The 14609-nt window shown below is 67.6% G+C and carries 17 protein-coding genes; 14 read left to right on the forward strand and 3 right to left on the reverse strand.

Going from position 1 to position 14609, the window contains the following annotated elements; all coding sequences use genetic code 11:
• Positions 1–56 precede the first annotated feature (56 nt).
• From hrcA to GZ64_RS0102580, 12 genes are all read left to right on the forward strand, one after another.
• A complete protein-coding gene (gene hrcA, locus GZ64_RS0102525; RefSeq protein ID WP_029260211.1) occupies positions 57–1088 on the forward strand; it encodes a heat-inducible transcriptional repressor HrcA in 1032 nt (343 codons plus the stop codon).
• 37 nt (positions 1089–1125) lie between these two features.
• Entirely contained in the window at positions 1126–2241 is a 1116-nt protein-coding gene (gene dnaJ / locus GZ64_RS0102530; protein ID WP_029265005.1) for a molecular chaperone DnaJ, read from the forward strand.
• Between the two features lie 2 nt (positions 2242–2243).
• On the forward strand, positions 2244–2972 hold the full coding sequence (locus GZ64_RS0102535) for a 16S rRNA (uracil(1498)-N(3))-methyltransferase (RefSeq protein WP_029265006.1): 729 nt from the start codon (positions 2244–2246) through the stop codon (positions 2970–2972).
• A gap of 67 nt (positions 2973–3039) precedes the next feature.
• Complete coding sequence (locus GZ64_RS0102540) at positions 3040–3390, forward strand: histidine triad nucleotide-binding protein (RefSeq protein WP_029265007.1); 351 nt, start codon at positions 3040–3042, stop codon at positions 3388–3390.
• A gap of 79 nt (positions 3391–3469) precedes the next feature.
• Positions 3470–4495 carry a PhoH family protein gene (locus GZ64_RS0102545; RefSeq protein WP_208323627.1) on the forward strand — a complete coding sequence of 342 codons (1026 nt, stop codon included), beginning with the start codon at positions 3470–3472 and terminating at the stop codon, positions 4493–4495.
• Positions 4492–4950, forward strand: coding sequence for an rRNA maturation RNase YbeY (gene ybeY / locus GZ64_RS0102550; RefSeq protein ID WP_021198570.1), 459 nt, complete (start codon positions 4492–4494; stop codon positions 4948–4950). Before GZ64_RS0102545 ends, ybeY begins: the two co-directional genes overlap by 4 nt.
• Positions 4947–6242 carry a hemolysin family protein gene (locus GZ64_RS0102555; protein WP_021198571.1) on the forward strand — a complete coding sequence of 432 codons (1296 nt, stop codon included), beginning with the start codon at positions 4947–4949 and terminating at the stop codon, positions 6240–6242. The genes ybeY and GZ64_RS0102555 overlap by 4 nt, the downstream gene beginning before the upstream one ends.
• Entirely contained in the window at positions 6235–7131 is an 897-nt protein-coding gene (era, locus tag GZ64_RS0102560) for a GTPase Era (protein ID WP_029260215.1), read from the forward strand. The genes GZ64_RS0102555 and era overlap by 8 nt, the downstream gene beginning before the upstream one ends.
• A 54-nt stretch (positions 7132–7185) precedes the next feature.
• Positions 7186–7713 carry an RNA polymerase sigma factor gene (locus tag GZ64_RS0102565; protein WP_029265008.1) on the forward strand — a complete coding sequence of 176 codons (528 nt, stop codon included), beginning with the start codon at positions 7186–7188 and terminating at the stop codon, positions 7711–7713.
• Positions 7706–8686, forward strand: a complete 981-nt coding sequence (locus tag GZ64_RS0102570) for a hypothetical protein (RefSeq protein WP_029260217.1) — start codon at positions 7706–7708, stop codon at positions 8684–8686. The genes GZ64_RS0102565 and GZ64_RS0102570 overlap by 8 nt, the downstream gene beginning before the upstream one ends.
• Positions 8683–9156 (forward strand): hypothetical protein, encoded by a 474-nt coding sequence (locus GZ64_RS0102575; RefSeq protein ID WP_029265009.1) that lies wholly within the window; start codon positions 8683–8685, stop codon positions 9154–9156. Before GZ64_RS0102570 ends, GZ64_RS0102575 begins: the two co-directional genes overlap by 4 nt.
• Before the next feature lie 15 nt (positions 9157–9171).
• The gene (locus GZ64_RS0102580) at positions 9172–10128 is read left to right on the forward strand and encodes an NADP-dependent oxidoreductase (protein ID WP_029265010.1); all 957 of its coding nucleotides are present in this window, start codon (positions 9172–9174) and stop codon (positions 10126–10128) included.
• A 52-nt stretch (positions 10129–10180) separates the two neighbouring features.
• Here the strand turns inward: GZ64_RS0102580 and GZ64_RS0102585 are convergent, their stop codons facing one another.
• Both GZ64_RS0102585 and GZ64_RS0102590 read right to left on the reverse strand, forming a co-directional pair.
• Positions 10181–10681: a hypothetical protein gene (locus GZ64_RS0102585; RefSeq protein ID WP_029265011.1), complete on the reverse strand. Its 501-nt coding sequence runs from the start codon at positions 10679–10681 to the stop codon at positions 10181–10183.
• Between the two features lie 56 nt (positions 10682–10737).
• Positions 10738–11385: a hypothetical protein gene (locus GZ64_RS0102590; protein WP_029260221.1), complete on the reverse strand. Its 648-nt coding sequence runs from the start codon at positions 11383–11385 to the stop codon at positions 10738–10740.
• Between the two features lie 193 nt (positions 11386–11578).
• Between GZ64_RS0102590 and leuA the strand changes: the two genes are divergently transcribed.
• Positions 11579–13333, forward strand: a complete 1755-nt coding sequence (gene leuA / locus GZ64_RS0102595) for a 2-isopropylmalate synthase (RefSeq protein ID WP_029265012.1) — start codon at positions 11579–11581, stop codon at positions 13331–13333.
• Positions 13334–13415: 82 nt separating this feature from the next.
• Here leuA and GZ64_RS0102600 read toward each other — a convergent pair whose 3' ends face one another.
• Positions 13416–13796: a VOC family protein gene (locus GZ64_RS0102600; protein WP_029265013.1), complete on the reverse strand. Its 381-nt coding sequence runs from the start codon at positions 13794–13796 to the stop codon at positions 13416–13418.
• Between the two features lie 67 nt (positions 13797–13863).
• Between GZ64_RS0102600 and GZ64_RS0102605 the strand changes: the two genes are divergently transcribed.
• Positions 13864–14598: a TetR/AcrR family transcriptional regulator C-terminal domain-containing protein gene (locus GZ64_RS0102605; RefSeq protein WP_029265014.1), complete on the forward strand. Its 735-nt coding sequence runs from the start codon at positions 13864–13866 to the stop codon at positions 14596–14598.
• Positions 14599–14609 lie beyond the last annotated feature (11 nt).

The raw sequence follows: 14609 nt of genomic DNA on the forward strand, positions 1-14609 counted from the left end.
TGCACGGGGTAGGATTGGCACTCTGAACGTCCGAGTGCCAGCGGAAGGGAAGGGCGATGGTCACAGAGCGAGGACTCCAGGTTCTCCGAGCGATCGTGCAGGACTACGTCGAGACCCACGAACCCGTCGGCAGCCGCTCCATCGTCGACCGGCACTCGTTCGGCGTCTCGGCGGCGACGATCCGCAACGACATGGCGCTGCTCGAGGACGAAGAGCTCATCACGGCTCCGCACACCTCGTCCGGCCGTGTGCCCACCGACAAGGGCTATCGCGTCTTCGTGAACCACCTCGCCCAGCTGCGACCGCTCTCGTCGGCTCAGCGCTCGGCGATCGAGTCCTTCCTCGGCGAGCCGGCCGACCTCGACGACCTGATGGCGCGAACGGTGCGGGTGCTGACACAGCTGACCGGCCAGGTCGCGCTCGCCCAGTACCCCTCGTTCGCCCGCGCGCATGTCACACACGTCGAGCTGGTCGCGCTCGCGCCGAACCGGCTTCTGATCGTGCTCGTGACCGATGCCGGCGGGGTCTCGCAGCGTATGGCCGTCCTCCCGGAGCCGATCGACGATGCTGACATGGCTGTGCTGCGCGCACGGCTGTCCGCGTCGATCACCGGTCAGGGCATCGGGGAGGCATCCGATCGGCTGCAGGCGTTGCTGGTCGCCGAGGAGAAGCCCCAGGATGCCGTGCTGCGCACGCTTGCTGCGGTGATCGTCGACGAACTCGGAGGGTTCCGCCAGGAGCGGTTGGTGATGGCGGGAGCGGCGACCCTCGCGCGCCGGGAGCAGGACTTCCGCGGCAGCATCCACCCTCTCCTCGAAGCCATCGAGGAACAGGTGACGCTCCTGCGTCTGATGAGCGAGATGGTGACTGACGAGCACGGACTCGCCGCGAGCATCGGCACGGAGAACGCCCCGTTCGGCCTGGGCGAGGCGTCGATCGTCGCCAGCAACTACGCCGCCCCGAGCGGCACGGCGCGCGTCGGAGTGATGGGACCGACGCGGATGGACTACCCGAGCAACCTCGCCGCAGCGCGGGCCGTGGCCCGCTACCTGTCACGGATGCTCGATGAAGACGAGGCCGGCCGCTGACGCGGTCGCCACCGAGACACACGCAAGAAAGGCGATTGTGGCGGACCACTATGAGGTTCTCGGGGTGTCCCGAGACGCTTCCACCGATGAGATCAAGAAGGCGTACCGGCGCCTCGCCCGGCAGCTGCACCCGGATGTGAACCCGGGAGAGGACGCGGCGGAGAAGTTCAAGCTCGTCACGCATGCGTACGACGTGCTCAGCGACGACGACTCCCGCCGGCGCTATGACATGGGCGGCGGAGACGGTGCGGCAGGGAACTTCGGCGGTTTCGGCGGTTTCGGCGACATCTTCGAGACGTTCTTCGGGGCCTCACAGGGCGGCGGACGTGGCGCGCGTCCGCGTTCGCGTCGCGAGCGTGGCCAGGACGCCCTCGTCCGCGTGACCCTCGACCTCGGCGATGTGGTGTTCGGTGCGCACCGCGACATCGACGTCGACACCGCGGTGCTGTGCGAGACGTGTCAGGGATCCTGCTGCCAGGAGGGCACCTCTCCGGTCACCTGCGACATCTGCGGTGGCTCCGGTCACGTGCAGCGTCAGGTGCGCAGCCTGCTCGGCAACGTCATGACCTCTCAGCCCTGCGGCACGTGCGAGGGCTACGGCACGACGATCCCTTACCCCTGCGGCACGTGCGGTGGCCAGGGCCGCGTGCGTTCGCGCCGTACCGTGTCGCTCGACATCCCGGCCGGCGTCGAGACGGGGCTCCGTCTGCAGCTTCCCGGTTCCGGCGAGGTCGGCAAGGCGGGCGGACCGAACGGAGACCTGTACGTCGAGGTGACGGTCAACCCGCACGCGGCGTTCAGCCGTGAGGGCGACGACCTGCTCGCCACGCTCGAGGTGTCGATGACGGATGCGATCCTCGGCACGGAGACGAAGATCCAGGGACTGGACGGTGAGGTGGACCTCGAGATCCGTGCCGGTGTGCAGTCCGGCGACGTGCTCACGATCAAGGGCCGCGGCATCACGCCGCTCCGAGGGACGCAGCGCGGCGATCTCCGGGTCGGCGTGCAGGTGCTGACCCCGACCAGGTTGGACTCCGCGCAGCGGGCCCTGATCGAGGACTTCGCCAAGAAGACGAAGTCGCCGGAGCCCCAGCTCGCGCAGTTCCAACAGGGACTGTTCTCGAAGCTCCGCGACCGCTTCCGCAGCCACTGACCATGGCCCTGCATTTCCTCGTCGACTCGTCGACCGATGCCGGAGTCGGCGACATCGTGTCGTTGACCGGAGCCGAAGCCAAGCACGCGGCCGTCGTACGACGGCTTCGCGTCGGCGAGGCCGTCACGGTCGGCGACGGTGCCGGAGTGTGGTTGGCCGGTGTCGCCGAGGAGGTGTCGCCCGCTCGCGTCGACGTGCGCATCGCAGAGCGCGTCGAGCGTCCCGCGCCCCGTCCGCGGATCGTCCTGGTGCAGGCGCTCGCGAAGGGCGATCGCGATGAGCTCGCCGTACAGGCCGCGTGCGAGCTCGGCGTCGACGAGATCGTGCCCTGGCAGGCGAGTCGCAGCGTGTCGCGCTGGGAAGGTCCGAAGGCGGTGAAGGGGAGGGAGCGCTGGGCGAGCATCGTGCGCGAGGCCGCGAAGCAGGCGCACCGCGCGTGGGTCCCGGCGGTGGTCGCGCCGGTCTCGACGAAGCAGCTCGCCGAGCGCGTCAGCTCGCAGCGTGTTCTGCTCCTCGACCCGACGGCCCCCGTGCGGTTGTCCGAGATCGTGACGGACGGCCGTGACCTGGTGCTCGTCGTCGGGCCGGAAGGCGGGATCTCCGAAGAGGAGCTCCACCGCCTGACGGAGGCGGGGGCCGAGCGGGTGCTCCTGGGCGACACCGTGCTGCGCACCTCGACGGCAGGGCCGGCCGCGATCGCCGTGCTGTCGGTCGCACTCGGCCGATGGTGAACGCGACTCGCCCGCCTGCCCACGCGCACCGGGCTGCGAGCGCGCTGTGGTCAGTAGACTTGACGGCATGACGGAACCCTCGATCTTCACGCGCATTCTGAACGGGGAGATCCCTGCCGAGATCATCGGCGAGACCGACCGCCTCTTCGCTCTGCGCGACATCGCGCCGCAGGCACCCGTGCATCTGCTCGTGGTGCCGAAGACCGAGGAGTACCGCGACGTGACCGAGCTCGCTGCCGGGGATGCCACTCTGCTGGCCGAGATGATCGCCTTCGCGGGGGAGCTCGCCGCGGAGCACACCGAAGACGGCGACTTCCGCCTCGTCTTCAACACCGGCGCGAACGCCGGGCAGACCGTGTTCCACGTCCACGCGCATGTGCTGGGCGGCGGATTGACCGAGAAGAGCGTCGGTGCCTGAGAACCACGAACCCCAGGAGCGCAGCCGGGGAGGTCAGCCTCCCGAGGCCGTCGAGAAGATCTACGCCGACGGCGTCGCGATGGTGCAACTGCTCGGGCCCCAGGACCGGCTTCTGCGGATGCTCGAGAAGGAGCACCCCGGCGTCCAGGTGCTCGTGCGCGGCAACGAGATCACGCTCGGTGGCAGCACCGATGCGGTCGCGAAGGCGAAAGCGCTGGTCGACGAGCTCCTCGCCATGACGAGGGCCGGGCACGACCTGGCCCCGAGCGATGTGTCGAGCTCCGCGCGCATGCTGCGCCAGGAGGGCGGACCGCGCCCGAGCGAGGTGCTGGGCGAGGCGATCCTGACCACCCGTGGCAAGGTGATCCGTCCGAAGACCCTCGGGCAGAAGGAGTACGTCGACGCGATCGAGGAGAACACGATCGTGTTCGGCATCGGTCCCGCCGGCACGGGCAAGACCTATCTCGCGATGGCGAAGGCGGTGCAGGCCCTGCAGCGCAAGGAAGTGACCCGCATCATCCTCACCCGTCCCGCCGTCGAGGCGGGGGAGCGGCTCGGGTTCCTCCCCGGCACCCTCACGGACAAGATCGATCCGTACCTGCGCCCGCTGTACGACGCGCTGAACGAGATGATGGACCCCGAGATCGTGCCGCGACTGATGGCGACGGGCACGATCGAAGTCGCCCCGCTCGCCTACATGCGCGGCCGCACCCTCAACGACTCCTTCGTGGTGCTCGATGAGGCGCAGAACACGACTCCCGAGCAGATGAAGATGTTCCTCACGCGCCTCGGCTTCGGCACGCGGATGGTCGTCACCGGCGACATCACGCAGGTCGATCTTCCGCAGGGTGCATCCGGTCTCCGTCTGGTCACCCGTGTGCTCGACGGAATCGACGACATCCATTTCTCCCGCCTCACCAGCGATGACGTGGTGCGCCACTCGCTCGTCGGCCGCATCGTCGACGCGTACAGCGAGTACGACGAGAAGCGCACCGCGCAGCGGTTCGAGCGCGAACAGGCGGCCGAGTTCGCCAATCGTGCCGAGCGCCGAGGAGCGCAACGACCAGGACCGCGTGATCGCGCCCCGAAACGAGGACTCTCATGATCGAGATCAACAACGAGTCGGCCATCGACGTCGATGAGACCGTGCTGCAGCGACTGACCGACTTCAACCTCGCACAGCTCCACGTGAGCCCGGACGCCGAGGTGGCGATCGTTCTCGTCGACGAGGGCGCCATGGAGGCTCTTCACGTGCAGTGGATGGATGAGCCCGGTCCCACGGACGTGCTGAGCTTCCCGATGGACGAGCTGCGCCCCGGTACCGAGGATCGCCCGACCGCTCCCGGTCTGCTCGGCGACATCGTCCTCTGCCCGCAGGTCGCGGAAGCGCAGGCGCAGGCCGCAGGACACACTCTGATGGACGAGCTGATCCTGCTGACCACGCACGGGTTGCTTCACCTTCTCGGATTCGATCATGCCGAACCTGACGAGGAGCGTGAGATGTTCGGGCTGCAGAAGGAACTGATCCAGGGCTTCGCCGCAGCTGAACGCCGGCGATGACCGCGGCTCTCCTGCTGATCGCCGCCGTGCTGCTGGTGGCCTTCGGCGGTCTCATGTCCGCGATCGATGCGGCATACGGTGTCACGTCACGGGCGGGTCTGGCCGACATGGCGACGGAAGGGCGCAGGGCCAAGGCGCTGGGTCGCATCGCCGCGGACCTCGATGCGCACGTGAACGCCGTGGCGTTCATCCGCGTGCTGGCAGAGGTCACAGCCGCCGTGCTCGTGACGGTGGCGTTCACCATCCTGATCGAGAACAACTGGTGGGCGATGCTCGCCGCCGCCCTGTTGATGACCGCGATCACCTTCGTTCTCGTGGGGGCGAGCCCGCGCTCGTTCGGGCGCCAGCACGCTGAGGGCATGATCCGCGGCACGGCCTCGGTCGTGCGTGGACTCCGTATCTTCCTGGGCCCCCTCGCCCAGGGACTCGTCGTGCTCGGCAACCGCGTCACGCCGGGTACCGGCCGCAGCTCCTTCACCAGTGAGGACCAGCTGCTCAGCATGGTCGACGAGGCGGCGTCGAACGACCTCATCGAGGAGGACGACCGCGATCTCATCCACTCGGTGTTCGACTTCACCGATCAGTTCGTCCGCGCCGTGATGGTGCCCCGCACCGAGATGGTGACCGTCGATGCCACGGCGACGACGGATGAGGCCATGTCGCTGTTCCTGAACCGGGGTGTGTCGCGCATGCCCGTCGTCGATGACGATGCGGACGACGTCGTCGGCGTGCTCTATCTCAAGGACCTCGTGCAGTTCGCCTATCGTGACGACAGCGCGTGGCGCGCGGCCTCGATCCGGCCGATCGCGCGCCCGGCGACCTTCGTCCCCGAGTCGATGCGCGCCGAGACCCTGCTCCAGCAGATGAAGCGCGACGCCGTGCATGTGTGTCTGGTGATCGACGAGCACGGCGGGATCTCGGGCTTGGTGACGCTGGAGGACTTGATCGAGGAACTCGTCGGCGAGATCTCGGACGAGTACGATCAGGTGTCGGCGGAGTTCGTCGATCTCGGTCACGGACGATACCGCGTGAGCTCCCGTCTCTCGCTCGAGGACGTCGGCGATCTCTTCGGTCTCGAGCTCGAGGACGAGGATGTCGACTCGATCGGTGGGCTGCTCGGCAAAGCGCTGGGACAGGTTCCGCAGCCCGGTGCAACGGCCACCGTGGAAGGTTTGGTTCTCACGGGTGGCGCATCGCGCGGCCGTGGCAGAGGTATCGCGACGGTGTTCGTGGAACGTGCGGCGGGGGAACCCGACGCTTCGCAGGATGAAGGAGATCGAGACGATGACTGACGACACTCGAAGCGGGTTCGTGACATTCGTCGGCCGCCCCAACGTCGGGAAGTCGACGCTGACGAACGCCCTCGTCGGCGAGAAGATCGCCATCACCAGCGAGAAGCCGCAGACCACGCGTCGGGCGATCCGCGGCATCGTGAACCGTCCCGAGGGTCAGCTCGTCATCGTGGACACCCCTGGAATCCACAAGCCGCGCACGCTGCTCGGCGAGCGGCTGAACGATCTCGTCGAGCAGGTGCTGGGCGACGTCGACGTCATCGGCTTCTGCGTGCCCGCGAACGAGAAGGTCGGTCCGGGGGATCGACGGATTGCCGCCTCGCTCGATGGCTACCCGCGTGCGAAGAAGATCGCGATCGTGACGAAGATGGACGCTGCCGCTCGCGATGAGGTCACCGAGCGGCTCCTGGAGGTCGATTCGCTGCGTGAGGACTGGGCCGCTGTCATCCCGCTGTCCGCCCTGACGCGCGAGCAGCTCGACGTGCTCTCGGACGAGATCCTGACGCTGATGCCCAAGGGGCCGGCACTCTATCCGGAGGGCATCACGACGGATGAGTCGCAGGAGGATCGGATCGCCGAGATGATCCGAGAGGCCGCCCTGGAGGGGGTGCGTGACGAGCTCCCGCACTCGATCGCCGTCGTCATCGACGACATCGCGCCCCGTGAGGGCACGGACCTCACCGACGTGCACGCCTCGATCGTGGTCGAGCGCGACAGTCAGAAGGCGATCATCATCGGGCATAAGGGAAAGCGACTCAGCGAGGTGGGGGCACGAGCGCGCGTCGGCATCGAGGAGCTGCTCGGCACGCGCGTCTTCCTGGGGCTGCATGTGAAGGTCGCGAAGGAATGGCAGCGCGATCCGAAGCAGCTCGGCAGGCTCGGATTCTGAGATGACATCCGGTATCACGTCGATGGCGGCGGACAGGCCGCCGACCCCGGCGACATGAGTGGTCGCAGCGAAGACCCGAATCCGCTGCGCAACGAGGTCTTCACCCGAGTGTTCGATGAGCACTGGGCAGCAGTGCGGCATCACATCGAGGGCGTCGTCGGCGCGGAGGACGAGGTCACCGAGATCGTCTCCGAGGTGTTCCTGCTCGCCTGGTCCAAGCTCAGACCTGCACGACCGCCGAGCCGTGTCTGGCTGTTGCGGGCGACGGATCGGCGGCTGCGGGCTCGTTCCGGCCGGGCGTCGACGCCCTACGGTGCGCTCGACGCTGTGCATCTGGGGCTCTCCGGCGAAGAGGGCGGACCGGATCAGCACAGTCGCCTCGCGGTCCTGCGGGCTTTGGCTGTCCTCACTCCAGGTCAGAGGCGTATCATCATGCTCACGTACTGGGACGGACTCACGGTGGGGGAGATCGCGGAGTTGTTGCGCGCTTCCGAGTTGCGAGTGCGGAAGACGCTGGGACGCGCGCAGGATCGCCTGTGTGCGGAGCTGGGCCTGGAGGGGCGGACGACGGGTGATGACTGACAACGCCGTGCTCGAACGGATGCTGAGCGATGCCGATCCCGCACCGACTCCACGTGACGCTGCGCCCGACGCGCGGGCCCTCGCGACTCGCGACCGCATCCTCCGCACGAGCACCGCACCGAGGCGTCGCCGTCGGCGTGCACTCGGCTGGGCTTCCGGTCTGACCGCGGTCGCAGCTTCGACGGCTCTGGCCTTCGCCGTGCTCTCCCCGCAGGGGGCGGCGGTGGCCGGGATGCCGTCACCGCTCGAGTTCGACGGCTCGGTCACTGTCGCTCAGGTCGTCGACGGGGCCGAAGCGAGCCTCGCCGAGAGCCCCGGTCCCGGTGAGCCGGTGCGATCGGTCAGGACCGCCTCCTGGGGGTTCAACGTCGAGGTCGATTCGAAGACCACGACCGTCGTTCCCCAGCTTTCGACGCTCACGTGGGAACCGGACGGGTCCGGACGTGCGACCACCATCGACGGTGTTCCGTACGACCCCTCGGACGCGGCGGCGAGCAATGCTGCAGAGGTCACCAGCAGCGGAAGAGTGGTCAACGATCTGGTGATGGCACCGGGGGACTTCACCACTCCCTGGACCGCTGTGCCCGGCGAGACGCACGACGACATGGTGGCGATGCTCCGTGCGTTCGGCATGCCGGACGACCCGACGGCATTCGACGTGGAGACCGCATTCACCTCCGTCCTCGGCCAATGGACGTTGACGAATGCGCAGCACCGCGAGCTGCTGCTCCTCCTCGAGGAGGCCGGCGGCGGTCAGGCGCTCGGAACGACGACGGATCGGCTGGGGCGACCCGTCGACGGCATCCGTGTGCAGTCGCCCGATGGGGCGGTGAGCGACGTGGTGCTGGTGTCCCGCGACACGGGAAGGATCGTCGGAGTGGAGCGCACCGTGCTGATCGCCGACGAGCTCTTCGCTGCGGGCTCGATCATCTCGTATCAGATGTGGGACGTGGAGGAGGATGTGTTCCGATGAGGCGCTCGACTGCTCTCGCGGCGATCGTCCTCGGGCTGCTCGTCGCCTTCGGAGCGACTCCGGCGATGGCCGCAGACCCGAGCGATCGTGAGGTCGACCCTGCCGTCGCCGCCATGCTCGAAGAGGTGCCGGGCGGCATCGTCATCGATGCGACGCGAGCGGTGTGGCCCGATCTCGGCATGGAGCTGCAGATCGTCGGCGCGTCCAGCATCTCCGCGCGCACAGTCGGCGGCTGCGCGACCGGCAAGACCTGCGCATTCAGTCTCGCCTCTCTCGGCGGGAGCATTCTGAGCTTCAGTTCGTGCACCGTCAACGCCGTGCCAGCGAGCTTCGTGACCAGGTCAGCCGCGAATGCACGGACCTCCGGCTACATGCAGGCGCGAAACGGATCATCGGTGCTCGCCACCATCTACGCGGGCAACTGGTCCAACGTATCGGGCACCGTCACGAACCTGCGTTGCGTCCTCTGAGAAGCATCGCGCACCGTGGCCTCGACTGATCCGTTCCGCGCGTGGCAGTGGACCGCGCCGGTGTGGGGCCCGCCCGAGACCTGGGCGTTCGTCGAGCATGAGCTGCGCACTCCCGAACCCGGCGAGGTCACGATCCGTGTCCGCGCCGCGGGGGTGAACCCCGCAGACGCGAAGCATGTCGCGGCTCCCCGCACGGGCATCGAGCTGCCCGTCCCGATCGGGTATGAGGTCTCGGGGGAGATCTCGGCCATCGGCGCGGACACCAGGACAGGCTCGGGGGCCGTCGACATCGGCGACGAGGTCATCGCCTTCCGCGTGCGCGGGGGCTACGCGACCGAGATCACCGTGCCCGCCGAGAAGGTGTTCGCCAAGCCGTCGACGCTCACGCACCCCGAGGCCGCGAATCTGCTGCTCGTCGGCACCACGGCCGCAGAGATGCTCGCCGTCACCGCTGCGGCACCAGGGGAGACGATCCTTCTCCACGGCGCGTCCGGCGCCGTCGGCGTGAGCGTGCTGCAGCAGGCGCGGCTCCGCGGCATCCGCGTCATCGGAACGGCGAGCCCAGCCCGCTTCGGCGAAGTCCGAAGGTTCGGGGGCGTCCCTGTGGAGTACGGCGCCGGGCTCTCCGGCCGAGTCCGCGACCTTGCGGATGTTCCGATCGCTGCGGCCTTGGACACGGCGGGAACGCGGGAAGCCGTGGACGCGTCCCTCGAACTCGTCACCGACCGTCGACGGATCGTCACGATAGCCGCCGCGGGTCGCGCGGAGGGTGACGGCATCCGCTTCATCGCCGGGTCGATGCCTCAGAGCGCCCGCTTCCGCGACGAGGTGCGGGGAGAGTTGGTCGCGCTGGCGCAGAACGGCGATCTCGTGGTCCCTCTGGCCCGCACCTTCCCCCTGGCCGACGCACCGGCGGCGCATCGGCTTCTCGCCACCGGCCATCCCGGCGGCAAGATCGCTCTGATCCCCTAGTGCAGGGGCGTTGTCTGTCCGATGTGTGTCCGCTGCTTCAGCGTCCTCCGGCTCAGGCCCGCAGGTAGAAGATGATCCCGGCCGCAGAAATCAATGCGGAGACGACGAAGATCCAGATACCGAACGTCAACACGATCATGCGGGCACTCCTCTCCGCTTGATCGCCCTCATAGATCTCAGCACCATTCACCTTCAACCGTTCGGCGGCAAGGGCGGTGAGGCGGCGTCGTGAGGCGAGGACGCCGAGCCCGAAGGCTCCCAGAACACCCGAGGACACGAGCGGCAGGATGAGCTCCCACTGCTCAGCAGGAGCGGGGCGGGGACCAGGCGCGTCATCGACGCCGTACACCACGAGGGCTGCTCCGACGATCACGAAAACGATGCCGATCAGTCGTGTCATCCATGGTCGTTGCGTGGCATTCGCCACGGATCCGCGATGTGATCCGATCACGTAGTTCCCCGCGATGATGAGCTCGGTGGTCTGCCGGGACAGGATCGACGCGAGGATGCCGATGAGGATGGCGAACCCGCCGATGAGCAACTCGATTCTCATCGCATCGCGACCGGAGGTCTATGCATGTGGAAATGATCGCACACGACGGCGGGCGCTCAGTCGATCTCCCGGAGCGCGGACGTCACGATCACGACACCGTCTCCGTACTCCGCGTCCGCGGCATCCTGGATCGTCCCGTCATCCCAGACGACATCGAGCCACACGTAACCGCGATCGGTGCGGAGCGTGACCGCCTCATCCCCGAGGCGGGCCGAGATGTCGTCCTGGATGCGGCTGAGTTCTCCGGGCGGCGTCGTGCCGTCGACACCGTCCGTCGGATCCTCCGGGGCGATCGGGTCGAAGAGTGCGAGCATGATCGGCGGATCGGTGTTCGTGAGTCGCTCGCCGTCGTAGGTGGCATACACGGCGTATGCACCCCACGTCGTCTCCCCGCTGGACTCGCGACCCTCCACGTCGTCCCAGGACCAGCCGTCGACGGGGACGCCGTCGCATTGCGGAGGAGACGACTCCATGATCGCTCCCATGCACAGCTGCACGTCGCCACCCACGTCCAGCACCGTACCCACCCCGATCACGCGCCCTTCGGGGAGATCGGGCCGGGCGTCCTCGATGCGCTGCTCGGATGACGCCGTCGTGCTCGTCGGCGCCGGCGAGGTGCCGGGGCCCGTCGTGCATGCGCTCAGGAACAGGAGGGCGACGCCTGAGGCGGCGGCGATGGACAGGCGACGCTGCGATGTGCTCATACCGACGAGTGTCGGTGGGATCCGGATCGTCTCAGACACGTCGGTACCGCGATCGCATCCCTGCTAGCATGACCTCATGCCTTTCGGCGGTCTGCTTCTTCTTAGCTGCCGCGACGAGTCCTAAAGCTAGGGCCTTCCTCGTCGCGGCGCTTGTGTTGGCCCGTTCATCTTGACGAAGAGAAGAAGCCCCATCATGCAGAACACTCAGCGCCCGTCCGCTATGCCGATCCACAAGTACCGGCCGTTCCACGAGCAGATCAACGTCCACCTGCCTGACCGCACCTGGCCCGACGCCCGCATCACCAAGGCGCCCCGTTGGTGCGCGGTCGACCTCCGTGACGGCAACCAGGCCCTGATCGACCCGATGTCGCCCGAGCGCAAGCGCGTGATGTTCGAGCTGCTCGTCAGCATGGGGTACAAGGAGATCGAGGTCGGCTTCCCCTCGGCGAGCCAGACCGACTTCGACTTCGTCCGTCAGCTCATCGAAGAGGACCTGATCCCGGACGACGTCACCATCCAGGTGCTGACGCAGGCGCGTGAGCACCTCATCGCGCGCACCTATGAGTCGATCGCCGGCGCCAAGCAGGCCATCGTTCACCTGTACAACTCGACGAGCGTGCTGCAGCGCGAGGTCGTCTTCCGCACCGACAAACAGGGCATCATCGACATCGCGCTCGAGGGGGCGCGCCTGTGCCGGCAGTTCGAGAAGACCATCCCCGACACGAAGGTCTACTACGAGTACTCGCCCGAGAGCTACACCGGCACGGAGCTCGAGTTCGCCGTCGACATCTGCAACCAGGTGATCGAGGTCTTCGAGCCCACTCCCGACCGCAAGGTGATCATCAACCTGCCCGCCACGGTCGAGATGGCCTCGCCCAATGTCTACGCCGATTCGATCGAGTGGATGAGCCGTCACCTCGCGCACCGCGAGAACGTGATCCTGTCGCTGCACCCGCACAACGACCGCGGTACCGCGATCGCAGCGGCTGAGCTCGGCTACATGGCCGGCGCCGATCGCATCGAGGGATGCCTGTTCGGCAACGGCGAGCGCACGGGCAACGTCGATATCGTCGCGCTGGGCATCAACCTCTTCACGCAGGGTATCGACCCGCAGATCGACTTCAGCGACATCGACCAGGTCAAGCGCACGGTCGAGTACTGCAACCAGCTGCCGGTGCCGGAGCGCAGCCCGTGGGCGGGCGACCTCGTCTTCACCGCTTTCAGCGGATCGCATCAGGACGCGATCAAGAAGGGCTTCGAAGCCATGGCCGTGCGTGCCGAGGCCGAGGGTGTGACGGTCGACGACATCGAGTGGGCCGTACCGTACCTGCCCGTCGACCCGAAGGACCTCGGTCGCTCCTACGAGGCCGTCATCCGCGTGAATTCGCAGTCCGGCAAGGGCGGTGTCGCCTACCTGCTGAAGGCCGACCACGCGATCGATCTGCCCCGCAAGCTCCAGATCGAGTTCTCGGGCGTCGTGCAGGCGAAGACGGATGCCGAGGGTGGAGAGGTCACGAGCGAGCAGATCTGGTCGATCTTCAACGACGAGTACCTTCCGGCGGTCGACACGGCGGCGAAGTGGGGACGCTTCGAGCTCCTCGCCACGCAGACCCGCAGTGACATGTCCGGCGACGTCGCCCTCGACGTGGTCCTGCGCGACGACGATCAGCAGGTGTCCGTCACCGGCAACGGCAACGGGCCTGTCGCCGCTTTCGTCGAGGTGCTGCGTGGGCAGGGCTTCGACATCACGGTGTACGACTACGTCGAGCATGCGCTCAGCGCCGGTGGCGACGCGCAGGCGGCAGCCTACGTCGAGCTGCAGGTCGGCGATCAGCGTCTGTGGGGCGTCGGCATCGACGGCGACATCTCGACCGCGTCCCTCAAGGCGATCGTGTCGGGTGTGAACCGTTCGATCCGCACGCGTCAGCAGGAGCTCGCGTCGGTCTGATCGACGCATCTCGACGACGGCGGCCGGAATCCCCCGAGGACCCCGGCCGCCGTCGTCTGTGTGTGCACCTCTGGTCAGGGGGCTATGCGACCCATTGCACCAGCTGCCAGACGAGACTGTTCGGATCGGCGAACTGGCAGTAGCGCTCACCCCACGGCTCGGTCTCCGGGGGAGTGATGACCCGCGCTCCGGCGTCGGAGATGCGCGCGAACTCCCGGTCGATGTCGTCGACGACGAACACGACCAGGGTGCCTTCCCCTGCGGAGCCGGAGATCTCCTGCGGGCGGAACGTGCTCAGTCCGGTCTCGAGGAAGATGATGTTCGGTGGCGAGTCCGGGTGCTGCAGGGAGACGAATCCCTCGGCGGACATCGCCTCCTCGAAGCCGAAGTGGGTCTTGGCGAAGGACGCCGAGGCGGCGACGTCGGGAACGTTGAGCGAGATGGCGGTCTGAGTGATGTTCACAGTTCTCCTGTCATAAACTACGTACAACGTACAGAGTTAAGTCGTCGACGCGGGAGGATATTCCGAAATGGCCAAGAATCTCGTGGACCTGCTCTGGCGCAAGGACGCGTCCGAGCGAGCGGACGGCCGTCGCGGGCCCCGTTCTCGCGTATCCGTCGACGCCGTGGTGTCCGGGGCGATCGAACTCGCGGACGCCGGTGGGACCGTGGCGATGACGATCCGTGCGCTGGCGCAGTCGCTCGACCTCACGGCGATGTCCGTCTACACGCACGTCAACAGTCGGGCGGACCTGCTCGTCCTGATGGTCGACGAGGCGCACGCGAGGATGGCGACGTCGCCGGCGGACGGAGCGGGGTGGCGAGCCCGCGTGCGTCGCGTGGCCGATGAGAATCTCGCCCTGTTCCGCGCCCATGCGTGGTTGCTGGACGTCGATGATGCTCGAGTCGTCGTGGGTCCGGGAACGATAGCGAAGTACGACCGCGAGTTGCGGGCATTCGACGACGCCGGACTGTCTGCTGTCGAGCGTGATGCGGCGTTGTCCTTCGTCCTCGACTTCGTGAGGGCGACGGCGGCGAGAATGCGCGGGAGTGCAGAGCGGGAGCGCTTCGGGCCGTTCTGGGCCGACGCCGCGCCGCGCGTGACGGGATATCTCGGGGCGGACTTCCCCCTTGCTCAGGCGGTCGGTCAAGCAGCCGGCGAAGCGATGGACGGCCCCTACGACGCCGACGTCGCATGGGGCTTCGGTGTGGCACGGGTGATCGACGGGCTCGCCGGCATCGTCTCGGATTCCTCGCCGCGCTGAGAGCGTGTCGT

Origin of the sequence: Microbacterium sp. Cr-K32 (assembly GCF_000708345.1) — a bacterium.
Classification (GTDB): domain Bacteria; phylum Actinomycetota; class Actinomycetes; order Actinomycetales; family Microbacteriaceae; genus Microbacterium; species Microbacterium maritypicum_A.

Bases quoted from the DNA above. Each gene is read 5' to 3' on its own strand.
- hrcA (WP_029260211.1), top strand. From the start codon at position 57: ATGGTCACAGAGCGAGGACTCCAGGTTCTCCGAGCGATCGTGCAGGAC.
- GZ64_RS0102535 (WP_029265006.1), top strand. From the start codon at position 2,244: ATGGCCCTGCATTTCCTCGTCGACTCGTCGACCGATGCCGGAGTCGGC.
- GZ64_RS0102540 (WP_029265007.1), top strand. From the start codon at position 3,040: ATGACGGAACCCTCGATCTTCACGCGCATTCTGAACGGGGAGATCCCT.
- GZ64_RS0102545 (WP_208323627.1), top strand. From the start codon at position 3,470: ATGGTGCAACTGCTCGGGCCCCAGGACCGGCTTCTGCGGATGCTCGAG.
- ybeY (WP_021198570.1), top strand. From the start codon at position 4,492: ATGATCGAGATCAACAACGAGTCGGCCATCGACGTCGATGAGACCGTG.
- GZ64_RS0102555 (WP_021198571.1), top strand. From the start codon at position 4,947: ATGACCGCGGCTCTCCTGCTGATCGCCGCCGTGCTGCTGGTGGCCTTC.
- era (WP_029260215.1), top strand. From the start codon at position 6,235: ATGACTGACGACACTCGAAGCGGGTTCGTGACATTCGTCGGCCGCCCC.
- GZ64_RS0102565 (WP_029265008.1), top strand. From the start codon at position 7,186: ATGAGTGGTCGCAGCGAAGACCCGAATCCGCTGCGCAACGAGGTCTTC.
- GZ64_RS0102570 (WP_029260217.1), top strand. From the start codon at position 7,706: ATGACTGACAACGCCGTGCTCGAACGGATGCTGAGCGATGCCGATCCC.
- GZ64_RS0102575 (WP_029265009.1), top strand. From the start codon at position 8,683: ATGAGGCGCTCGACTGCTCTCGCGGCGATCGTCCTCGGGCTGCTCGTC.
- GZ64_RS0102585 (WP_029265011.1), bottom strand. From the start codon at position 10,681: ATGAGAATCGAGTTGCTCATCGGCGGGTTCGCCATCCTCATCGGCATC.
- GZ64_RS0102590 (WP_029260221.1), bottom strand. From the start codon at position 11,385: ATGAGCACATCGCAGCGTCGCCTGTCCATCGCCGCCGCCTCAGGCGTC.
- leuA (WP_029265012.1), top strand. From the start codon at position 11,579: ATGCAGAACACTCAGCGCCCGTCCGCTATGCCGATCCACAAGTACCGG.
- GZ64_RS0102605 (WP_029265014.1), top strand. From the start codon at position 13,864: ATGGCCAAGAATCTCGTGGACCTGCTCTGGCGCAAGGACGCGTCCGAG.